The organism is Aminobacter sp. J41, from assembly GCF_000526635.1.
Lineage (GTDB): Bacteria > Pseudomonadota > Alphaproteobacteria > Rhizobiales > Rhizobiaceae > Aerobium.
Map to the genome: position 1 here is coordinate 1 of NZ_JAGL01000040.1, position 19,546 is coordinate 19,546.

At 58.1% G+C, this 19,546-nt stretch carries 19 protein-coding genes and 1 pseudogene; 7 read left to right on the top strand and 13 right to left on the bottom strand.

What is annotated here, in order from left to right; genetic code table 11:
- The 3 genes and pseudogenes from L630_RS21760 to L630_RS22620 form a co-directional block, all read left to right on the top strand.
- Nucleotides 1–264 (top strand): IS256 family transposase (locus tag L630_RS21760; RefSeq protein WP_034330830.1); only part of this gene is annotated, 264 nt, incomplete at its 5' end.
- Nucleotides 265–373: 109 nt separating this feature from the next.
- Nucleotides 374–622: a hypothetical protein gene (locus tag L630_RS0117980; protein WP_024849600.1), complete on the top strand. Its 249-nt coding sequence runs from the start codon at nucleotides 374–376 to the stop codon at nucleotides 620–622.
- Nucleotides 616–963 (top strand): annotated as a pseudogene (locus L630_RS22620) (helix-turn-helix domain-containing protein); the annotation flags it as partial. The gene L630_RS0117980 and the pseudogene L630_RS22620, both read left to right, overlap by 7 nt.
- 10 nt (nucleotides 964–973) lie before the next feature.
- Here the strand turns inward: L630_RS22620 and L630_RS22975 are convergent.
- From L630_RS22975 to L630_RS22280, 7 genes are all read right to left on the bottom strand, one after another.
- Complete coding sequence (locus tag L630_RS22975; protein ID WP_144701698.1) at nucleotides 974–1,759, bottom strand: hypothetical protein; 786 nt, start codon at nucleotides 1,757–1,759, stop codon at nucleotides 974–976.
- A gap of 97 nt (nucleotides 1,760–1,856) precedes the next feature.
- Complete coding sequence (locus L630_RS0117995; protein ID WP_024849603.1) at nucleotides 1,857–2,825, bottom strand: DUF4424 family protein; 969 nt, start codon at nucleotides 2,823–2,825, stop codon at nucleotides 1,857–1,859.
- A gap of 55 nt (nucleotides 2,826–2,880) precedes the next feature.
- Nucleotides 2,881–3,879, bottom strand: coding sequence for an OmpA family protein (locus L630_RS0118000; RefSeq protein WP_024849604.1), 999 nt, complete (start codon nucleotides 3,877–3,879; stop codon nucleotides 2,881–2,883).
- Between the two features lie 82 nt (nucleotides 3,880–3,961).
- Complete coding sequence (locus tag L630_RS0118005) at nucleotides 3,962–4,492, bottom strand: hypothetical protein (protein ID WP_024849605.1); 531 nt, start codon at nucleotides 4,490–4,492, stop codon at nucleotides 3,962–3,964.
- Entirely contained in the window at nucleotides 4,493–4,960 is a 468-nt protein-coding gene (locus L630_RS0118010) for a hypothetical protein (RefSeq protein WP_144701692.1), read from the bottom strand. It abuts the gene before it with no gap.
- Nucleotides 4,961–4,974: 14 nt separating this feature from the next.
- On the bottom strand, nucleotides 4,975–5,922 hold the full coding sequence (locus L630_RS0118015) for a hypothetical protein (protein ID WP_245263794.1): 948 nt from the start codon (nucleotides 5,920–5,922) through the stop codon (nucleotides 4,975–4,977).
- Nucleotides 5,923–6,068: 146 nt separating this feature from the next.
- The gene (locus tag L630_RS22280) at nucleotides 6,069–6,752 is read right to left on the bottom strand and encodes an outer membrane beta-barrel protein (protein ID WP_084466207.1); all 684 of its coding nucleotides are present in this window, start codon (nucleotides 6,750–6,752) and stop codon (nucleotides 6,069–6,071) included.
- 92 nt (nucleotides 6,753–6,844) lie between these two features.
- On the opposite strand from L630_RS22280, the gene L630_RS23220 reads away from it, so the two are divergent.
- Nucleotides 6,845–7,660: a helix-turn-helix transcriptional regulator gene (locus L630_RS23220; RefSeq protein WP_024849609.1), complete on the top strand. Its 816-nt coding sequence runs from the start codon at nucleotides 6,845–6,847 to the stop codon at nucleotides 7,658–7,660.
- A gap of 888 nt (nucleotides 7,661–8,548) precedes the next feature.
- Here L630_RS23220 and L630_RS0118030 read toward each other — a convergent pair.
- From L630_RS0118030 to L630_RS0118055, 6 genes are all read right to left on the bottom strand, one after another.
- Nucleotides 8,549–9,676, bottom strand: a complete 1,128-nt coding sequence (locus L630_RS0118030) for a mandelate racemase/muconate lactonizing enzyme family protein (protein ID WP_024849610.1) — start codon at nucleotides 9,674–9,676, stop codon at nucleotides 8,549–8,551.
- A 22-nt stretch (nucleotides 9,677–9,698) separates the two neighbouring features.
- Nucleotides 9,699–11,204, bottom strand: coding sequence for a tripartite tricarboxylate transporter permease (locus L630_RS0118035; RefSeq protein WP_024849611.1), 1,506 nt, complete (start codon nucleotides 11,202–11,204; stop codon nucleotides 9,699–9,701).
- Nucleotides 11,204–11,671: a tripartite tricarboxylate transporter TctB family protein gene (locus L630_RS0118040; protein ID WP_024849612.1), complete on the bottom strand. Its 468-nt coding sequence runs from the start codon at nucleotides 11,669–11,671 to the stop codon at nucleotides 11,204–11,206. Before L630_RS0118040 ends, L630_RS0118035 begins: the two co-directional genes overlap by 1 nt.
- A gap of 34 nt (nucleotides 11,672–11,705) precedes the next feature.
- Nucleotides 11,706–12,677: a tripartite tricarboxylate transporter substrate binding protein gene (locus tag L630_RS0118045; RefSeq protein WP_024849613.1), complete on the bottom strand. Its 972-nt coding sequence runs from the start codon at nucleotides 12,675–12,677 to the stop codon at nucleotides 11,706–11,708.
- Nucleotides 12,678–12,760: 83 nt separating this feature from the next.
- The gene (locus tag L630_RS0118050; protein ID WP_024849614.1) at nucleotides 12,761–13,477 is read right to left on the bottom strand and encodes a hypothetical protein; all 717 of its coding nucleotides are present in this window, start codon (nucleotides 13,475–13,477) and stop codon (nucleotides 12,761–12,763) included.
- Nucleotides 13,478–13,540: 63 nt separating this feature from the next.
- Nucleotides 13,541–14,491 carry a tripartite tricarboxylate transporter substrate binding protein gene (locus L630_RS0118055; RefSeq protein WP_024849615.1) on the bottom strand — a complete coding sequence of 317 codons (951 nt, stop codon included), beginning with the start codon at nucleotides 14,489–14,491 and terminating at the stop codon, nucleotides 13,541–13,543.
- A 331-nt stretch (nucleotides 14,492–14,822) separates the two neighbouring features.
- On the opposite strand from L630_RS0118055, the gene L630_RS0118060 reads away from it, so the two are divergent.
- The 3 genes from L630_RS0118060 (at nucleotide 14,823) to L630_RS22985 (ending at nucleotide 18,566) form a co-directional block, all read left to right on the top strand.
- Nucleotides 14,823–15,212, top strand: a complete 390-nt coding sequence (locus L630_RS0118060) for a MerR family transcriptional regulator (RefSeq protein ID WP_024849616.1) — start codon at nucleotides 14,823–14,825, stop codon at nucleotides 15,210–15,212.
- Nucleotides 15,209–17,272 carry a VIT domain-containing protein gene (locus L630_RS0118065; protein ID WP_024849617.1) on the top strand — a complete coding sequence of 688 codons (2,064 nt, stop codon included), beginning with the start codon at nucleotides 15,209–15,211 and terminating at the stop codon, nucleotides 17,270–17,272. Before L630_RS0118060 ends, L630_RS0118065 begins: the two co-directional genes overlap by 4 nt.
- Nucleotides 17,273–17,753: 481 nt before the next feature.
- A complete protein-coding gene (locus tag L630_RS22985; protein ID WP_144708795.1) occupies nucleotides 17,754–18,566 on the top strand; it encodes a hypothetical protein in 813 nt (270 codons plus the stop codon).
- Nucleotides 18,567–19,546 lie beyond the last annotated feature (980 nt).

Here is a 19,546-nt window from a genome sequence, read left to right on the forward strand (position 1 = left end):
GCCTACATGACCTTCCCGAAGGAGCATCGGGCCAAGCTTCACAGCACGAATCCGATCGAACGCCTTAACGGGGAGATCAAGCGGCGCACCGATGTCGTCGGCATATTCCCGAATGACGACGCCATCGTGCGTCTCGTCGGAGCCCTGCTGCTCGAACAGAACGATGAATGGGCCGTTCAGCGTGCCCGCTACATGACGCTGGAAAGCGTCGGACAATTGAGCGATGATCCCTTCATCAGCCTGCCAGCAGTAGCAGCACGCTGACCAACCCGGCCAAGCCGGACAGCACGGCGACCAATGCCGTCAGTTACACCACGCGGTGGGACACCATCCGAGCATTGGCTCGGAAATCCTGATTCCCATAGTGCTGCGCATGAGCGCGGCCAAGCAACATCAATCTTCTCATGCCTTCTCGCAGGGCCGGCCGAAGGGGCACATCTTCCAGACGGTATCGACCCACGATGCCGCGCCGGCGGAGCGCTATGACTACTGGACCGGAGATGTCATACGAAGCTTTGAGCTTGCGGCTCCCGACAGCAGACAGAGGCGGGATTTCAGGGCCAGGATGACGTCGCTGGCAACCATGGCCGGCGAGATGCACTATGCCGATTCCGACGCCTAAGCGTCGTTCAAGCCGCCGAGCCGCTGCACATCAGCCGCAGCCAGGTTCACCGGCTCCTGCAGGCCTATGATCGCGCCGGCGCTGATGGTCTGGCGTCCAGAAAGCGCGGCCGGCCGAGTAATCGTCGCCATACCCAGGATTTTCGCAATCATGTGCTCGATCTGGTTCGTGCGCATTATCCAGATTTCGGATCAACCTTTGCCCATGAGAAGCTGGTCGATCGGCATGGCCTCGGGATCAGCAAGGAGACCTTACGCCAATGAACGATCGAATCTGGTCTCTGGACGTCGAGCCGCGAGCGCAAGCGGCGGATTTTCCAGCCGCGCGGCCGACGCGACTGCCGCCGCTTTTTCAGAAGCGCTCTTCGTTCTCGCGTGCCAGGGTTGTCAAAGCGTTCGAATCCGGCATGTAGCTTTGGGCGACGGTATCCCAGCGATAGGTTACGGTGATCGCACGACTTCCCGGCTCGGGAAGCGTCCCGTCGTCCTGGTCCACGGCCGTGAGCTCCGTCGTTTCAGTTACGCTGACCGCTATGTCCGCGAAGGGCTCGCCTGCGCTTTGTTCGATGGTCAACTCCTGGGTGCGTTCGAAGCCATACGCTCTGTCGCCGAGCAAGGAGATCGTATCGACCAATTCGAACTGGTCATTGCGAACCAGGATCAGGGATGCGGACAGGAAGCTCTGGCTAGAGTTGTGGTGCGTGCTTTGGATTACCAGGAGATCGTCGTCAGCGCCGACCGGCAGACGAACGGGGTCCATGAACGATGTCCACCGATCCAACGCGACATCGGCGGCGTCGAGCAGCCGGGCGTCACCTTCAATGTCAAAAAGCGCCAGGATGGCATAGCCGACGCTGTATTCGGTCATTCCGAAGTCTACCAGCAGCACCAGCCGTTGCCTGCCGCTAGAGCGCAACGGCACGGCTTGAAGCCCAAGAGTACCAGTACGTGCCAACCCGATATCGCCGTCAATCCAGCCTCCGAGATGCCTGATGCCGGTTGGCTGGTGGGCGTCGGAATAGGCGCTGCCGCTGACGGCGATTCCTGGCATGACGAGCCGGATGAGGTCGAGATATGTCCTTCCGTTGCCCTCGGGCAGCGCGTCGGTCGCCTCCGGGGAAAAGGACGGCTGTGCCATTACACTGCCGGCCATGCCCATAAGGAGCGCGAGCAGGATTGGAAATAAGCGCAGGTGTGCAACGGCAAGGTTTGTGCCGTAATGTGGGCGATATGCGCTAGCCATACACATAGAACACGATTTTCAGGTCTGAATCGGGCACGAAGTCCCTGGCTCTCCAACTCCGGTCATCACCGGCCGGCTCCAGGCCTTCGGGAACGCAGAACGCGAACAGGACCCCGAGGTCGTCGCTGACCTTCAGCCGGAAGTCGCCGATCGGGCCGTTCCAGTATCTCGCCGTCTGCAGGATGTAGCCGACTGTGAACGCCTCCGGTTGACCGCCTCTCGTCATGAACTCCCTCTTGGTCGCTTCGTCCATGCAATAGTGCGAAGCGCCTTCGCCATCCGGATAGTAACGGTGGTAATCGACGTCGGCACCGAACAGCGGCCGGTAGGAGATTTCGACCACGGTCTCGCCGGGCGAGAAAGTCTGAGTCCATTCATAGACGGATTGATATTCCCATTTCGGGGCGATCCAGCCGGCGCCCGGCGGCACCTCGTTCCACACCAGATCGTGCCGTCTCAGCTCCTCAAGTGTCGCGTCCGGCAGTTGCGCCAGCCTGACGTATGAATCCATGTCGGTCGAAAGGAGCGGTATGTCGAGGTCGAGAAGTCTTCGAGTAACATCGGTTTCCCCGGACCATGCGTATTCGTGAAGCTTCGGCGTCAGCGGCGTGCCATTCACGAAGACCCTGAAAGCCATGTAGTTGCGCGGATCGTCCACGCCTTCGTCCTGGCTCCAGCTCCTGTTCTCGATGTTGTCTGGTCCGTCTTCCAACGAAACCTTTGCCAAGGGAAAGCCGATCGTCCTTATGAGCGGCTCGGTTGCGGACGAGACAAAGACGTAGCGGACATTGATCCGGTTCCATCCGATCTCAAGGTCCTCGCGCGCGATCGAAATGCTCTCCTCGGACTTGAAGACGAGGCCGCCTGCCGGGAATTCGGACACCGCGCCGTTTGCCTGCGCCGCGGACACCGTGCTGAGGATCGTTGCGCAGGCGATAGCGAGACTGGAACGACATTTCATCTGAGCCTCCCGCAACAGATTCAGGTGTTGGACATCTTCCTCCCGATGACGATGCTTACTCCGACCGCGTCACCAGCTCCACGATCTCGACGCGCCGGTTCCTGGCACGGCCTTCCTCGGTGCGATTGGTCGCAACCGGCGCGACCATGCCGGCGCCGGCCGGCGTCATGCGGCCTGAGGCGATGCCATGGTTTGTCACCAGAGCATCGACCACGGCCTGGGCTCGACGCTGCGAGAGCGACAGATTGTAGTCGAATGCGCCCTGGCCGTCCGTATGGCCGACGATCAATACGCTGAGTTGCGGACTGTCGTTGAGCAAACCGGCAAGCTGGGTGATCTGAGGCTCCGATTCCGGCCTGAGCTCGGTACTGTCGAAGTCGAAATAGATGCCATAGATCGCGATGCGGCCATCCTTTGCCAAGGCCTGCTGCAATTCGTTCGCCTCGATGACACTGATGCGGTCCGTCTCCATGGGCTGGCTTTTGACGATGGTCATGGCGACATGCGGGGTCAGAGGCTGACCGCTTCGCGCTGCGGTTTCCACGCCGAGCATGCCGACCGTCAGCTTGCCTTCCCCATCATCGCGCTCGGCAAGCAGGTAGACGGTCGTGTCCCATGTGGTGGGCATGCCGATCCCGCCGCGTGCGGCGTCCCAAAAGGTTGAGATCGCACGGGCGGGTGAGCACTCCTGCTCGTTGCGGCAGAGGAAGCGGATTTCGAAGCTCTCCGCTTGCAAGGCGGCCTCGTAGTTGCGCATCACCTCCAGGATCGAACGGTCGCCCGGCCCCTCGTAGCGAATGGAGGTGAGTTCCCCGGCAAGCTCCGTCTGCCATGCGGAAGGGTCATTCTGATCGCCGGGATCAAGGGCCTTGAAGGGCAGGCTGAGCTCTTCATAGGCTTTGGTCTCGTAAAAGCCGATCCTCGCCCCTTCGTAGCGGCCGACCGCCGGATGATCGGAAGATCCGGGAACGTCGTCGACCTGGGCAAAGACTGAAGGCGCTCCACACCAAACGGCAAAGCACAGCGAAAATATTGCGATGATCAAACGCCCCATGGCAATCCTCCCAATTTGTGCCTCCGACGGAGCGAAGATGGTTCATAATCGGTAAGAGGCGACCGCCACCAGTCTCAGAAATTTACCTCTTACATCTCTCGATGAGATGCATCGCGGCCGCGCGCGCGCCGTCCAGTGGATATTCCTCTGACCCGTCCTCCACAAAGACCGTGAGTGTCTCGCCGGAGGTCAAAAGATCGACCAGCCTGTCATCAAGGTGGGTTCTTCCCTGAAGAAGGAACTCCTCATCAAGTTCGAGCCGAAACCCGAAGGTCGTGATTGGCACTGCAATTTCCGCAGCCTGAAGCAGGACTTCAACTTTGATGCCCTCACAGGGCTGGTTCGGTTCGTGGGCATAGGTGAAAGTCACTCCCTTACCGTCATTTGTGCAACTGAAGGAAAGCGGTGCGTAATCGGAATTGGGAATGCCATAGGAGAGCGAAGCTCTGCCTCCCTCTGCACGTCCATGCCAGATCAGATTCTCCTGCGCTCGCGCCGGCGATAGCCATGGGGACACGCCCGACGCGAGGAAAAGCATTCCCATGCTGGTGAAAAGCCTCATCGCCGATGCCCGTCTCGACAGGGTGCCGCTCCGAATCCTGGCGTCTTCCATTCAGCACGCCCCCTTGCGGAGACAACCCGTCAAAATCTCCAGATCGCGTTCGGTTGGCCCTCTCAAAACCGTACGGTTGCAGGGGAAGGTCTCAAGCAGATAGCCGTTCTCGACTTTCTTCAGGAAGATAACGGCAGGAGCGCCTGTCGGCACCGCGCCGCACCACGGGCCAAGGCAATTTTCCATCACGTTCAGGGCGAAGCGCGCCGGAAGGTCAAAGCCGCTCGGCCGGGCAAGATGTCCGCTGAACGTGGCTCTGTAGGGTCCAGGAGGCTTATATTCGAGCGTATCGGAATTGAACTGCGGGCGTTGGCCAACAAGCGTTATGGTGCCGAAAGCCATGACGTAGCTTTCCGGCAGTTCCTGATGCATCACGCATAGCAGCTCCGCCGTCTGTTCCGGGCAGGTCAGCGAGAGTGCCGGTCCCGCCATGAAGGGAAGGAACGCTGACGCCTTCAGCCATGTCACTGGGCGACATAACATCATACCGCCGCTTTCCTCTCCTGAGGTGCAGCAGGCTGGCGAGACCAATCGCGAGCCCGCTCGGCGAGCATTCCGAACCGACCAGAGAGTTGAGCCAGCCTCGCCTGCCATTCAGGATCTGGCTCCTGTCCCGCGGTGGTCCTGAAGAAAACCTGCATCATGCACGCAATCGCCAGCGGTTCGAGAACGGCGGCCTTGACTGCCCACGCAAAGAGCAGGGCAAACACGAAGCCCCCGGCGCTCCATCCGCCGGGAAACAGATAGATCAACGCCGAGGCTGGAGCGAGAGCAAGCAGGAACACGACAAAGGCGAAAACGTAGATGAACATGGCCACCCAGGCAGCGTTCCTGATCATCACCTTATAGTTCTGACAGTAGAGGATCAGGGCTTCCTCTGCCGCTTGCCATGGATTACGCGTCTGAATGTGGATCGCATAGGCGAGGATGACTTCATCGATGAAGCCTACGGCAATCTTGAGAAAGAGCCGCAACATCCGCGCGAGCGTGTCTAGGCTAGGGATCGGCAAGAACGTAGCGGTACCTGCCATAAGGCTGGTGACCGCGTTGATGACTGCCTTGACCACCTGATCGATGCCAAACAGGACGCTTGCCTCAACGAAGTGTTCGCGCACAATCCTCGTGCCGCGGGCGATCTGGCCGGCATTACCTGAGTCTTCGCGGCCGTCCATAAGATCGACCAGAACAGCGATATGGCCGGCTTTGACGAGATAGAGAATGTATTCGCGGGCAAGATAGATGAGACCCGCCGAGAGTCCGAAACCCGCCGCCCCACCCCAGAAGCCGGAGGCTGTGCGGAAATCTTCACCGCCGCGACTGCCAATGCCGTAGCCGATCATGGCGCTGGCGCCTGTAACAATGACAATGGCACCCGCGATGCCGAAATAGACGGCCAAGCGCAGCGCGACATAGGGCGCAGTCCGCGCCATCAGCCCCAAAGCCCTCGTAAACTGAAAGTCCCACATATTCCTCAGAATCGGCGTCTACGCCTTGTCCCACCACTCGCTGCACAACGGCATCGATCCAAGTTGGAAGCAGCCCTTGCCATCGCAACAGACTGCCCAGTTATCCTCCCTCAGAATTTGTAGCTAATGCTTGCCGAAATCAGGTGAAGACCCGGCTCGACAAATGTCGGTCCGATCTCGTCATTCTCGAAATTGTGGCTGCCGAAATCGGAATAGGCGTAATCGACGCCGAGAACCCAGTTGTTGTCGACCGCGTAGTCGACGCCCGCTCCGACGGTCCAGCCGACATAGCTGCGATCCAACGGTCGTGACGAAGGGAAAATAGAACTTTCATAGCGAAGGTCCTTCAGGTGAAGGAAGGAAACGCCACCCTTCAAATAGGGCAGGAAACGTCCCGCGGCATAGCCGATGCGGCCAACCATGGCGCCCTGCCAATCGGCGTTGACGTGCCAGTCTTCGTTGCCGAAAATTGAATGGCCTTCATTGAACAGGGCGAACATCGACGCTTCTATGCCCAGCACGATGTCATTGGCGAAGTGCTGGTTGTAGCCCGCCTTCGCGCCAATGGCTCCGGACGTGCTGTCCGCGTGGAAAGCGTCGCGCGAATAGGCTGGAATGCGCGTGGTGCCGTCGAGAGCGCTAATACCGCCGACAATACCGATCGAAGCTCCGGTCCAATCGACAGCGGATGTGTCCGGTTGGGAAGATCCGGGCTCAGCAGCATTGGCAATGACACTGGTGCATATGACGTAAACGGCTGCTGCCGAAAGCAAAAAGACAGTCGTAATCCTCATTTAGGCGCCGTTCTTTCTGGTAGGATTGAAAGGACAACGTTACAATGACTGTCAAACAAAAGCGTCAACCGTTCGGTCGATAGAAGGGGGCGATGGACGAAGCGCTGCTTGATCTGATCGATTGCATTTACGCTGCTTCGCTGGAAAAGCCGCTGTGGCCCGATGCAATGAACCGCATGGCTGACCTGATGGGAGGCGCCGAAGCCACTCTCCATTTCAGCGATACCGGGACCGGACAGCGGATCGTTGTCGCGCCTAGATCGGATCCGGACTATCTGGTGAGCTATCGTGAGCACTGGGTGCGTCTCAATCCCCTGATGCAGCACGTCGGCAAGGTTCGAGCGGGTCAACTCATTCGCTTCGCGACGATCGTGCCGCCGGATGAATTTGAACGCACAGCCTTCTTCAACGAGTGGTGGGCTCCACAAGGGTTGGGCACCGGGGGCATGGGCATCACGTTGATGTCTGGCGCGCAAGCGTGGGCGGGGTGCGCGGTTCACCCGGACATCAGGCGTCCGCTCAATGGAAAAGCCGAGGCGCTGTTCGCGGCTTTGCGCCCGCATCTGGTGCGAGCCTTCGAAATCCAGTCGCGGCTCGGTTCCCTGCAAGTCGGAGATGGACATGCGGAGAGCATTGACGATCAGATAGACAACCTTCGCCATCGGTTCGGCCTCACGCGAGCCGAGGCCATTCTCGCATTGGAGATCTGCAAGGGCGACGGGCGCGAGGCTGCCGCGCAGCGCTGCGGGATTTCGGTTTCGACGGCACATACTCATCTGAACCGAATATTCAGCAAGACAGGAACACGCCGGCAGGCCGAGCTTGTGCATTTGTTGCTCACGTCACAGGCGGCCACTTACAAGCTTTCCGTCTCTAACATGCAACGCATGGCCCTTATACAGATTTGAACGTCCGCCTATTAAGGCTGCTGGCGGACTTCCTAATCGCGACCTGAGCCTAATCTGCCGCTATTTCCGCCCGATTACTGGCCAGGCCAGTGACGCGCGTTGTTATTGCGTCGACGAGACGGCTGACGATCCGGTGGAATGCCGGAACGCCGTTTCGTGGGTCTGGCGGAACGGAGGTTCGATGGAATGCCGGCGCGTCGTTTCGTTGGCCCGGCAGAACGGTGATCTGGTGGAATGCTGAAACAGCGTTTCATTGGTCAGTTGAAATGGCAGAATGGTTGTGCGGTGGAATGCCGGAACAGCGTTTCATTGGCCAGTTGAAATGGGAGAACGGCGGTCCGATGGAATGCCGTGAGGGCGTTTCGCTGGTCTGGCGGAACGGTGGTCCGGTGACCTGCTGGAACGGCGTTTCATTAGTCTGGCAGAACGGTGATCCGATGGAGTGCCGGAGCGTCATTTCGTTGGTCTGGCGGAACGGTGGTCCGGCGGAATGCTGGAGCGGCGTTTCATTGGTCAGTTGAAATGGCAGAACGGTGGTCCGGTGGAAGACCGGAATGGCACTTCGTTGGGCTGGCGGATCGGTGGTCCAGTGGAGTGCCGGAACGGCATTTCGTTGGTCGTTGAAACGGCAGAATGGGGCCGAGTGGTCCGGCGGGATGCCGGTGCGTTAGTGTCCCGTTGCGCGCTGAAAGAGCCCTTGTCCATCAGAAGCAAGTACTGGCTGATGTAGCCTCGCTTATGCCTAGGTCTCAGGAGACGAGACAGCAGCTTGCGGGAACGAGCCATCGCCGCCAATGAGGGAGGAAGTGATTCTAATGTTGGCGACACCGGTCGGGGTTTTCGTTCGTGACGAACTGAGGTGTCCCCAAGAAAAGGCTAGACAGCCTGCTAACGGCAGCGAAATGCCCGAACCGCCTCCTGGTTGATGTCAAATCCGAGACCCGGGGCGTCGGGCATTGTAAGCCAGCCGTTTTGAGGTTCCGGTAGGTTATTGGCTAGCTGGCGGTACGCGATGACCGCAAGATTGTGGTATTCGCAGAGCGTTCCATTTGGTGCTCCAGCCTGCAAGTGCATGTTGTAGTGGATCCAAGCACCTCCGTTTGCGATTGGCATGTTGTAGGTGTGGGCTAGCGAGGCGATGCGCGCGCATTGGGTAAAGCCGCCAGTGATGACGACGTTCGGCTGTAGCACATCGAGTGCGTTGGCCGCGATTAGCTCACGAAAACGGAAGGCGGTGCCTTCATTCTGGCCGCACGCAAGCGGAATGCCGACTTCGCGACGCAGATCCGCCATTTGTCGAGCATCGTTTTGGGTGATTGGTTCTTCGAAGAAGGTGATATCGTATTCCTTCACTCGGCGAGCGAGATGCGCGGCGTGGAAGTGATCGAGGCTGCAGTTGGCATCAAGATATAGCCGGACGTTGGGGCCGACTGCCTCACGCACAGCCTGAACCCGTCGAGCGTCTTCCTCCACTACTTCTATTACGGGGCGAGAAGGACTGCGGCGAGCGAGCGCGTTATGTCCGACCGTCATCTTCAGATCGCGAAATCCGCGTTGTACGAAGTCACTCGCAGCGTTCGCGAGCTCGTCCCGGTCGTAGAAGTCAAAGCCAAAGGTGGCATAGACAGGTACACGCTCGCGAGCGCCGCCAAGAAGACGCCATACGGGTAGATTGAGATGCTTGCCTTTGAGATCCCAGATCGCGACGTCAATCGCAGCTATCGCATGCATTGCATAGCCACCTTGACCGCGAGGCGTCATCGCCCAGTAGAGCACTTCCCAAATCCGTTCATTGTCGACCGGGTCCATGCCCATGATGACGTTTGAGGATGAATTGACGGCGGCCGCCACCACCCCGACGTCTGTGATCGCACTAATCCCGTGGCCGATGTTCCCATCATCCGTCTCTACTTCGACATAGCAGATGCCCATGTTCTGGCTGTGCTTGCGGGTGCCAATTTCAACGTTGGCTGGGACGGCAAGCGCTTGTGCGTGCACGCGTGTGATTTTTGGCATGTACGGTCCTACGAAATCCAAGTCACTGAGCGGCTGCGCGCGCTCGAATTTTTTGGCGGAGGCCAGAGATTAACGGCCACAGCAGTAGAAGCGCCGTCAGAAGCAGACACGTGAGGCTGATCGGACTCTTGATGAACACCGAAAAGTCACCTCGGTTGAGCATCAGTGCGCGGCGCAAATTCTCTTCCATCAGCGGTCCTAGGATGAACCCCATCAAGAGCGGAGCGCAGTCGAAGCCCGTCATGCGCATCGAGTATCCGAGAAGCCCAATACCCAGCACGACCCAGATGTCGAATGTGCTGAGATTCACGCTGTAGATCCCGACGCAGATCAGGCAGATGATGGTCGGGAAGAGATACTTGTAGGGCACCTGCAACAATCGGACCCAAAGGCCGACCAGGGGAATGTTTAGTACCAGCAGGAACAGATTTCCGATCCAGAAGCTGGCGACCAACGCCCAAAAAAGATCGGCATGCGCGGTCATAAACTGCGGACCGGGCGGGATGCCATGGATCATAAGTGCGCCAAGTATCAACGCCATGGTCGCGCTACCAGGAATGCCCAATGTGAGGGTAGGGATGAACGCGGTCTGTGCTGCAGCATTGTTTGCCGACTCCGGTGCCGCAACGCCTTCTATCGCGCCGTGTCCGAACCGTTCGGGCGTGTGTGACACCTTCTTTTCGATCGAATAGGCGAGAAACGCGGCGATTGTGACGCCTGTGCCGGGGAGGGCCCCCAAGAGTGAGCCAAGGCTTGTCCCTCGCACCACGGGCATGGTCGCGCGGCGTACTTCATCGCGTGTTGGGAGCATATCTCGAATGCGGACACGTTGGGCGACGGGGCGGTTTGCCTTGCTTTCGGCGCCAGCAATGACCTCGGGGACCCCGAAGAGACCCATCGCGATTACTGTGATGCCGAGCCCGGTGATCAGCTCTGGGTACCCGAAGGTATAGCGTTGCATCCCTGTGTTAACGTCGGTGCCAATGATACCGAACAGCACGCCAACAATGAGGGCACCAATCGATTTCACTGGTGAGCCGCGGCCAACCGACGCCGAGGCGAGCAGACCCAGTAACATCACTGAGAAATAGTCGACTGAGGTGAAAGACAACGCGAAGTTGGCGATGAGCGGCGAGAATAGCGTCATCAAAATGATGCCAGTTGTGCCGGCGATGAACGATGCGACTGCGGTCACATAGAGAGCGACGGCGGCGCGCCCTTGCTTGGCCATTTGATGGCCGTCGAGACATGTCACTGCTGACGATGCGCTGCCCGGCAGATTCACCAGAATTGACGTGATCGAACCTCCATATTCACCGCCGTAATAAAGACCTGCGAGCATGATGATCGCCGCATCGGGCGGAAGATGGAAAGTGACTGGGAGAAGTAGAGCAATGCCTAGCATCGCGCCGATGCCGGGCAGCACCCCAATAAGGGTTCCAAGCGTGACACCTACAAAGCAGTAGAAAAGGTTAGTTAATGATGCAGCTTGAACAAATCCGGCGACCAGGCTGGATGGAATATCCATCAGAATACGCGCTCCAGTAGCGGCATTGGGAGACTTAGAAGGTATATAAAGATCACCCAGATGCTGGCGGTAAGGATGGCAGCGAGTGTGACACTGCTTCGCAAGGTCGCTTCTTTATCGGCGAAGGACGATATCACGGTGGTCGCAAAGACTGCCGGGCCCAGTCCCACGGTCTCGATCAGAAGACCAAACGCAACAACCGAGCCGACAACAAAGATTAAGGACCTCGAGTGGAGCAGGTCATATAGACCGCCCGGGACCAAGAACGAGCGGATCAATATGGTGACAGCTAACCCGCAACCCACTAGCCCGAATAGGAATGGGAAGAACCCGGGGCCCATTCGTGCAGGTGTTCCTATGCCATACCGATACGCTGTGACCGCAAATCCACCGCAGATGGCCAGCATCACCACACCGGACACGAGATCCGACGTGTTGACGCCCCGCGGTGCATCTTCAGAGTTCATCGGCTCCTCCCGATTTTTCGTCGCTGCGACGCAACTACTTTCCAGACGCAGGCAGTGACCGGGCTACTTCGGTCCATTTAGCCGTCTCCGACGCGATACGAACGTCAAGTTCAGCGGCCGGCATATACTTGGGCAAAAGGCCCTGCTTTTTTAGGAAGTCGACGAATTCTGGGTCTTCAACTACCGACGCGGTTGCGTCGGAGAGAATATCGATGATGGTCTGCGGTGTGCCTGCAGGTGAAACGAGGAAGTTGGAAGGTAGGGCGCCGTAGCCAGCGACGGTTTCTCCAATGGCAGGGATATCCGGATAATCGGAAACCCGCTCGGGTGAAGTAATTCCGAGTATCTTGATCTTGCCACCCTTCGCCTGTTCAATCGCAGCACTGAGGCTGATTATCGCGAGCGGGATTTCTCCAGAAATGACTGCGGCAATCGACGGCGCAGCGCCCTGGTATGGCGCATCCTGTAAGTCGATGCCTGCCTCTCGCTCCAGCATCTCGATGAGAAGGTGCTGGGTCGTGCCTACGCCCGGAGTTGCGTAAAACAGCTCGCCCGGCTTCGCCTTAGCCTCTTCGATCATGCCTCTGACGTCATCCGCCGGAAAGGAAGGACCAGCTACTAATGCCAGCGGCGTCTCATTGATGTTGGCAACTCCGGCAAAGCTTTTGACCGGATCGTAGCCAGCATTTTCCACGAAGACCGGGCCGATCAGCGTCGACGTTCCGCTAAAGTAGAGCGTGTAACCGTCCGGATCAGCCGCCGCACTGTAGGATGCTGCCAACGTACCGCCTGCACCCGGGCGGTTCTCGACCACAACTGGTTGATCGATTTGTTTCGACAGGCCTTCGGCAAGCATTCTCGCGATCGTGTCTGTGCCGCCCCCGGCCGCAAACCCGATGACGATGCGAACCGGCTTGCTCGGATAGTCGGCCTCCGCAATTGCTGTAGAAGGTCCGAGAATGGAAGTTACCAAGGCTGCAGCAGCAGCGATAAGGGAAATACGCATGGCAAATCTCCTTGGGGCGACCGGTAGAACTGCGTTAGGGCTATCTTCCCACGTCTACATCTGAAGTTCAGCGTCCGCAGGTCTTAAGCAACCCGACCCAGAGCTCCAAAAGCATCGAGACGTGTATTGATGCCGAGCAGTCTGACGGTCGACCAAAGACCTGCCGTTGCACTGGCAATCACTGGCACACCGACCTTTGCTTCAAGTGCGGGCGCCAGGTGCGTCGCGCGCAGGCCGCCGCATGAAATCAGAACAGCATCTGCCCTGCGACCAGAGCTTTCGAATGTCTTCTCGCCAAGGCTGACGATCGTGTCGAGTGTAACTGCGTGGATCTCAGGGACTGCAGACAGCTGAAGGCTCTCCAGCGACAAAACTTTGAAACCGCTATCGGTGAGATAAGTCCTGAGCTTTTCATTGAGGTCGTCCGTGTAGGCAGTCCCCACTGCGACCTTCGTAGCGCCAACTGCTCTGAGTGCGTCGCGAATGCCGTTACTCATTGTTGTGGCAGGGAGGCCTGTAGCCTCGTGCAGTGCTCTCGTTAATTCATCGTTGAAGGCGACGCCGCGGAAAAAGCTCAGCGACGTTCCCATCAGGGAGACTGCTTCGGCCCCTTCGTCGCGCAACTCCTTTCCGAGTTGCACGACCCGATCGATCACCTTGTCGAAGCTACCGATGGAAACGGAATCGATCGCAAGGCCGCGCGTTAGAAATCGTATCCCCTCGGGGTAGATGGCAGGGGCTTCAGGCGGAACTTCGCCGTTCGCCGGCGGGACGATCATGCCGATGGTACGGTGTGTCATGTCTGCACTGCAATTCTCATGGGGAGGGAGGCCGGCGTCTTCAACTGCCGGCCGGAGACGTGCTTATTTTGCGTCGAGAGCATTGGTGGCGTCGGTCCACCGTTTGACGGCATTCGGGATCTCGGATGCCAACTGCTCACCGCTTTTGTAGTCAGGAATGAAGCCCTGCTTGGTCAGTGTGTCGAGTAATGCCTGCTCCTCCATCGCCTTCCCCACAGCATCGGAAAGCGTCTTGATGACGTCCACTGGAGCATTGGAAGGAGCCAAGATGAATTGGCTTGGTGATGCAGAGAATCCCGGGATCGTTTCACTGATCGTCGGCAGATCGGGGAACTGGGCTAAGCGTTCTTCTGAAGTGATCGCGAGGATTTTCAACGTGCCGCCTTCTGCCTGCTGAACTGCCGCGCCGAGGCTGACGATAGCTAGCGGTACTTCGCCTGAAACAACTGCCGTAACAGATGGCGCACCACCTTGGAACGGCGCGTCCTCCAACTCGATCCCTGCCATGTTCGAGAGCATTTCACCTGCGAGATGCTGGACCGTCGCTACGCCGGACGTCGCGTAGAACAGTTCTCCCGGCTTAGCCTTTGCCAGTTCAATCAGGTCGTTGACGCTATCGATCCCGAGCTTGGGATTGGCCACAAGCGCCAGCGGCGCAGATGTTAGCTGTGCAACGGGCGTGAAATCCGTGATCGGGTCATAGCCTACGTTTTCGTACACTACGGGGCCAATAAGAGCACTGGTCTCACTGAGGACGATCGTGTAGCCGTCCGGCCGAGCTTCTTTGGTGAAGGCCATGGCAATTGTGCCACCCGCACCAGGACGATTTTCAACGACCACTGGCTGCCCGAGTGGTGCCGCGAGTTTTTCACTGACGGTGCGGGCGATGGTGTCCATGCCACCACCGGGGTTGAAGCCAACGATCATCCGGATCGGCTGCGCAGGGTAATCCTGGGCCGCAACAATGGGTGCAGTCACAAGCAAAGCTGCGACCGCCAAAGCAAATCGGCGCATATGTTCCTCCCAAACGAGCTGTCCTCCAACGGCTCGAAGATGAGGCTAAGATCGACGTACCGGGGTGTCAATCGTAAATATTAACATGTTTACCTGTCGCGGCCGTATTTGGGAGTGGATCGCACCCGCGTCACCTCGCTGCTGGCGGATTCCTTTCTGTCCAACGACGTTCCGGCAAACGATTGGGGCGGCGAGCTATCTGGAGCAGCCTGAGCTACTCTGAAATTTTATTGCCTTCGTGACAGTTCAACTGTCGCGAAAACTTGACTCAGGGAATTAACCGTCTGAGGGTTTTCGTGACAGTTGAACTGTCGCGAAAAAGGAACCTGACTTGGACGATACAGTGACCGTCGGCTTAAAGATCGACGACCTCGAACGGAGGACGGGACAGCCGCGAAGGAACATCAGGTTCCTGATCGCCGAAGGCGTCGTTCCCGAACCATATGGGCGCGGGAAAGCGGCCTACTACACCGAAGAGCACGTCACGGCGCTCACTATGTATTCGGACCTCAAGAAGGCCCATTCGCTTGAATTCATCAGGAACAAGGTCAGGGAAGCTCTCGAGGGAGAGGTGCTTGAACTCGCCCCCGTCGAAGGCGTGACCGTCAGGGTCGAACGACTGGCCCTGAACAAATTGGGCATTGAAGCCCTGATCGAGACGATCGGCACTGCCGTTAAGGAAGCCGTCGAGGCAAAGGGAAAGGGAAAGGACCGCAAATGAAGCACGAGCACATCTCCGGACCGCTGGGCAATTTCATCGCCAGCAAGTCGCGCGGTTCTTTTCCGATCCCGCTCAAATCGGCCGGCTACGAGATCGAGGTCCGATCCGGCCTTGCGGAAGTTCGCATGATCCGCACCTTCCGCAACGACGAAGATCGCCCGATCGAGGCAACCCTTACCTTCCCGGTGCCTTTCCATGCCGTCGTGACGCGCCTCGAGGCAAAGGTGGACGATCGCAGGCTCGTCGGCGAAACCAAGGCCAAGGCAGTCGCCCGCGAGAGTTACGAGGACGCTATCGACCGCGGCAAGCCTGCCGTCCTTCACGAGGAGCTTCTGCGCGGCCTCCATATGCTTTCTCTCGCGAACGTCGCGCCGGGCAAGGAAGTCGAAGTGACGGCAAGCTTCGTCATGCCGGTTACGCTTTCCGACGGGAACGGCGAGTTCAGGATCCCGACGACCGTCGGCCACGTCTACGGCGAAGCTCCCTTTGTCGACTCCGACGCGCCCGTCGTCGGCGGCCCCGTTCTCAAAGCCAGGGTCGCAGTGGTCGCCTCGAAGGGCATCGCTCACGTAAACGGCAAGTCAGCCTCTGCTGCCGTGACCGCCAGGCTCGACAGGCCCGTCGACGTGCGCGTCGTCGGTCTTTACGAGGAGAAGCCCGAGCCAGTGTTCGGTCGCGCTGCCGACGGCCGCAAGGTGTCGATCAGCTTCTCTCCGGAGACCGCGCGTGACGTTGCCCTCGACGCGGACCTTCTTCTCGACGTCTCCGGTTCGATGAAGATGGACTACGACTCGGATGGTGAAGTCGGCACCAAGTGGGACGCTGTAATCGCCGGCTTTCTGAGCGCTTCGGAAAAGTCGTTCCGCAAGGACGACAAGGTCACGGTGTGGTCGTTCTCTGGCAGCTGCCGCAAGCACGGCACGATGAGCGGCGACGAGGTCGGCAAGTTCGTCAAGGACATGCCGTTCGACAGCGGCGGCACCGAACTTCAGGCTGCCGTATCGACCGTCACCCTTTCGCGGCCCGAGACTAACGTCCTCCTACTCACCGACGGCAAGAGCTGGAACAAAATCGACGTGCAGCAGGCGGTGTCGACGGGTGCGCGATTCACCGTGATCCTCGTCGGCGAAAGCTCGCTCGAAACGAGCGTCGGCTACCTCGCCGCCATGACCGGCGGCCAGATGTTCGTTGTCGGCAGTGCTGGCGTACATTCGGCGATCGTTGCCGCCGTCGCAAGCATGAGGAACGTTTCCTCGCCCGTCGTTCCCGTCAACGGGAAGCCGGAAACGGTGTCGCGCCGCATTGCTGGCACGATGATCGAGGCCAAGTGGAGTGACGAGAGTGCGGAAGCTCCGGCGGAAGCCTCGCTTTCCAGTGCGGCGGCATTCGCAGCCGATCTCGCGATCCAGGGAATGAAGGAAGAGGAAGCTGCCCAGTTTGCCGAAGCAGAGGGTATCGTCAGTCACCTCACGTCGATCGTGCTGATTGACGATGAAGCCGAAGCCGTCGAAGGCGTTCCTGCAACGAGGAAGGTGCCGTTGGCAACGCCCGCCACCGAGGGGGCGGTGTTCAGGAGCGCAGCCCTTTCTCAGCAGGTCAGCTATCATGCGTCGATGGCGGATGCCGGGTCGCGCAGCTTCCTTTCTGCGGCAATGCCTGTCCGCCACTTCCTAATTCAGGAAGCCGTTCCGCCCGTGTTCGGAGGGCCGAACGACTGGAGCATCGAAGACGCCGCGAAGGAGTTGCGAAGGCTGCGCTGGCGGGACGTGCAAACGGTCCTGAAGCTCATCGACTGGGACGCGAACCCGGACGCGCTCATGAAGGGCGACGTGTCAGAACTTCCGCTGGAGGTTTCGTTTCCGATTTTGAGGTTGTCGGAAGTCGACGAGGTCGCTGAACTGGCCCGCGCGCTCAACGTCACGGAGGACATGGCGGTGATCCTGATCCTCGCCGATCTGTACAGCGCAGTCTCGCGGACGGCCGAACGCATAGCCCGCAAGGGCCTTGCGAAGGCGGACAAGATGGTGCTGGCGAAGGCTAAGAAGGCCCTTACGGCCTGATCGAATTAGCGGTCTGGCCGGGCGCGAGCGCTCTGGCCAGACCGTTAATTCAGCGTCTGTATTACCGTTCCTCCGCGCTCCCCGGCATTCTTTCCGACTGTTTCAGATCCATGTTGCAAGGCCTCGCCTAAAGCGTGAGTAAGCGGCCGAAGGCTGGCAGCGGAAGACCAAGACCTTAATGAACACCAGGGTCGTGAACACGGCATCCCGTCGACCACGATCAAACGTGCGGAACTTCATCGTGGGAGCAGCCAGCGTTCCGATGAAAGTCGTCACGGCAACGGCGATGAGGAACCCATGAGGTTCGCGAGGAACGATTTGATTAGCGATGAACCGTCTGATGTGCCACATAACCTGATGTGGCACATCAGAAATGACGCTTGGGGCGCTCAACACCGTCAGTCTGGGGCCGCGCGAGCTGTCGCAGTCCGGGTGGTCTACTACATTTCTGCCCCGCGAATGCGAGTGAGGAGCGGAATAGTTGCCGATACAAGGCCCTACTAAATGCATTTGCGGCGGATCGAATGCACAGTGCAATTTCTGCTACGGGGCTGGCTATGTGGTTGCAGAGCCTGAAATCCCCACTGTTTGGTTGGATACTATCACCAGCCGGAAGTTTCGGCGGCCTCTGAAGGCTGGAAGAGTTAAGCCGCTCGAGATCCTAATTAAGACGCGGGGCGCTATTGGGTCCAAGAAGAAAGGCAATACTTTTGTTAATTTGCTCCACTCGTTAAATAAAATATTTAAGCATGATAGTGAGAATCAAAGTTCAAATTATAATGTTGTGCGAGAAAAAATTTACATAGCTCTCCAGCTAAATAAGGTTAAGTTTATTGAGTTTGAGAATGCTTTATTGAAAGCTGTCGGCGGAAGTATGGCGGATTTGCAGCGAGCCAATGCCTTAGTCGGTCCCCTCTCGATCGAATTTTCTTCTGATGATATCACGCTGCTTCAACGTGGCTATGTTAAGAAGGCGACAAAGCAAAGCCGAACGTCTGCAACCACAACTGAAAACACAGTCGAGTGTCCACTGTCTCCTGAGCACAACACGCTCCTTGTCATTGTTCCGGCAATGGGGCTTTCGCCAGAAGCTCTGGAGGAACTTCGTTCGGTTGTAGTCAAGCAGATAAGTAACGTCTATGTTGCAGGCACCAAACGATCATTTAGAGAATTTATGGCTGCCTTCCCTAGAGTAAACGCATCCCAAATAACGGATCCGGCGAAGATTAAGAGCGTGCGCGACGCTCCTTCAACTTATACGTTAAAGTTACATAGGCACCATTTGCCAATTTAGGATAAGGCCGCCACTGTGCGGAGAATGCGTTTAACTGCAATGTTAAATGAGGAGGAAGGCAGATGTTCAGCCTTCCTTAAACTTAATTGTAGCCCGACAGCTATTTCACTGCGTTCAAAATTGCAGTTCGGAGCCGATCGGTGTTTACGGGGCGTCCTGCTTCCCGTTCTCGAATAGTGAACGCGATCTCGAAACGAACGCCACTGCGTCGGTGGAATTCCCTGAGCGCCTTACGAATTGGCTCCGCCGATAGGCGTGCACGCTCCGATGCGTTCTTCCCCTTGGAAGGAAACTCCTTCGGGATCGAGCAGACGGGATGGGCCGGATATCGTTGATCCGCAGGCACAAAGCGAATGGCTGCCTGGTAAAATGCACGTCCGAGTCCCATAGACTGCGGATCCAGCGTCAATAGCTCGTACTCATGGACGTCAACCTCGTAGTCGCCCTCGAGACGTAGCTGTGGCAGTAGGGCAGGGCGGACCGGCTTCATGCAGCGCAACCCGATGCACAATACAAAGGAAAAATGATACTCATCAGAGCCTCCATAGGTGAGGGCCACGGCCCAACCATTGAGCCGCAGCGAAGATAGAACGTTGAGGGTAAGGTGGGGACGTCCCCTGCGCGGTCGCTCTGCTGAGAGATTCTCGGAGGGTCACCAGCGTCACAAGGATGCTCCGACCAGACCAGCATTACTGGATTTGCTAGCAGTATCGCGGAAGAAGATCCACCCTCCGTTAAGGGAAGGTGGAAATGAGGTAAATGTTGAGTCAATGAGGTTGATAAAGTTTTACCGACCGACGCGCCGAATGGAGCCTGCGATCTTTACTCGTCTCGCGGTTCGATCCAGTCGGCACGTTTGGTGCTCCAATCCATCATACAAACTGTTTTGCTACGGGTTTGATGTGTGGAAAGCCGCCAAACCCCTAGCATGAGCCTACGAAAGTGACTGATGCGAGGGTTGGCGATACGGATGCCCCCGC

Bases quoted from the DNA above. Each gene is read 5' to 3' on its own strand.
- L630_RS0118030 (WP_024849610.1), bottom strand. From the start codon at position 9,676: ATGCCAAAAATCACACGCGTGCACGCACAAGCGCTTGCCGTCCCAGCC.
- L630_RS0118055 (WP_024849615.1), bottom strand. From the start codon at position 14,491: ATGCGCCGATTTGCTTTGGCGGTCGCAGCTTTGCTTGTGACTGCACCC.
- L630_RS22975 (WP_144701698.1), bottom strand. From the start codon at position 1,759: ATGGCACAGCCGTCCTTTTCCCCGGAGGCGACCGACGCGCTGCCCGAG.
- L630_RS0117995 (WP_024849603.1), bottom strand. From the start codon at position 2,825: ATGAAATGTCGTTCCAGTCTCGCTATCGCCTGCGCAACGATCCTCAGC.
- L630_RS0118015 (WP_245263794.1), bottom strand. From the start codon at position 5,922: ATGGCGCGGACTGCGCCCTATGTCGCGCTGCGCTTGGCCGTCTATTTC.
- L630_RS0118050 (WP_024849614.1), bottom strand. From the start codon at position 13,477: ATGACACACCGTACCATCGGCATGATCGTCCCGCCGGCGAACGGCGAA.
- L630_RS0118065 (WP_024849617.1), top strand. From the start codon at position 15,209: ATGAAGCACGAGCACATCTCCGGACCGCTGGGCAATTTCATCGCCAGC.
- L630_RS0118045 (WP_024849613.1), bottom strand. From the start codon at position 12,677: ATGCGTATTTCCCTTATCGCTGCTGCTGCAGCCTTGGTAACTTCCATT.
- L630_RS0118040 (WP_024849612.1), bottom strand. From the start codon at position 11,671: ATGAACTCTGAAGATGCACCGCGGGGCGTCAACACGTCGGATCTCGTG.
- L630_RS22280 (WP_084466207.1), bottom strand. From the start codon at position 6,752: ATGAGGATTACGACTGTCTTTTTGCTTTCGGCAGCAGCCGTTTACGTC.
- L630_RS23220 (WP_024849609.1), top strand. From the start codon at position 6,845: ATGGACGAAGCGCTGCTTGATCTGATCGATTGCATTTACGCTGCTTCG.
- L630_RS0117980 (WP_024849600.1), top strand. From the start codon at position 374: ATGAGCGCGGCCAAGCAACATCAATCTTCTCATGCCTTCTCGCAGGGC.
- L630_RS0118005 (WP_024849605.1), bottom strand. From the start codon at position 4,492: ATGGAAGACGCCAGGATTCGGAGCGGCACCCTGTCGAGACGGGCATCG.
- L630_RS0118035 (WP_024849611.1), bottom strand. From the start codon at position 11,204: ATGGATATTCCATCCAGCCTGGTCGCCGGATTTGTTCAAGCTGCATCA.
- L630_RS0118000 (WP_024849604.1), bottom strand. From the start codon at position 3,879: ATGGGGCGTTTGATCATCGCAATATTTTCGCTGTGCTTTGCCGTTTGG.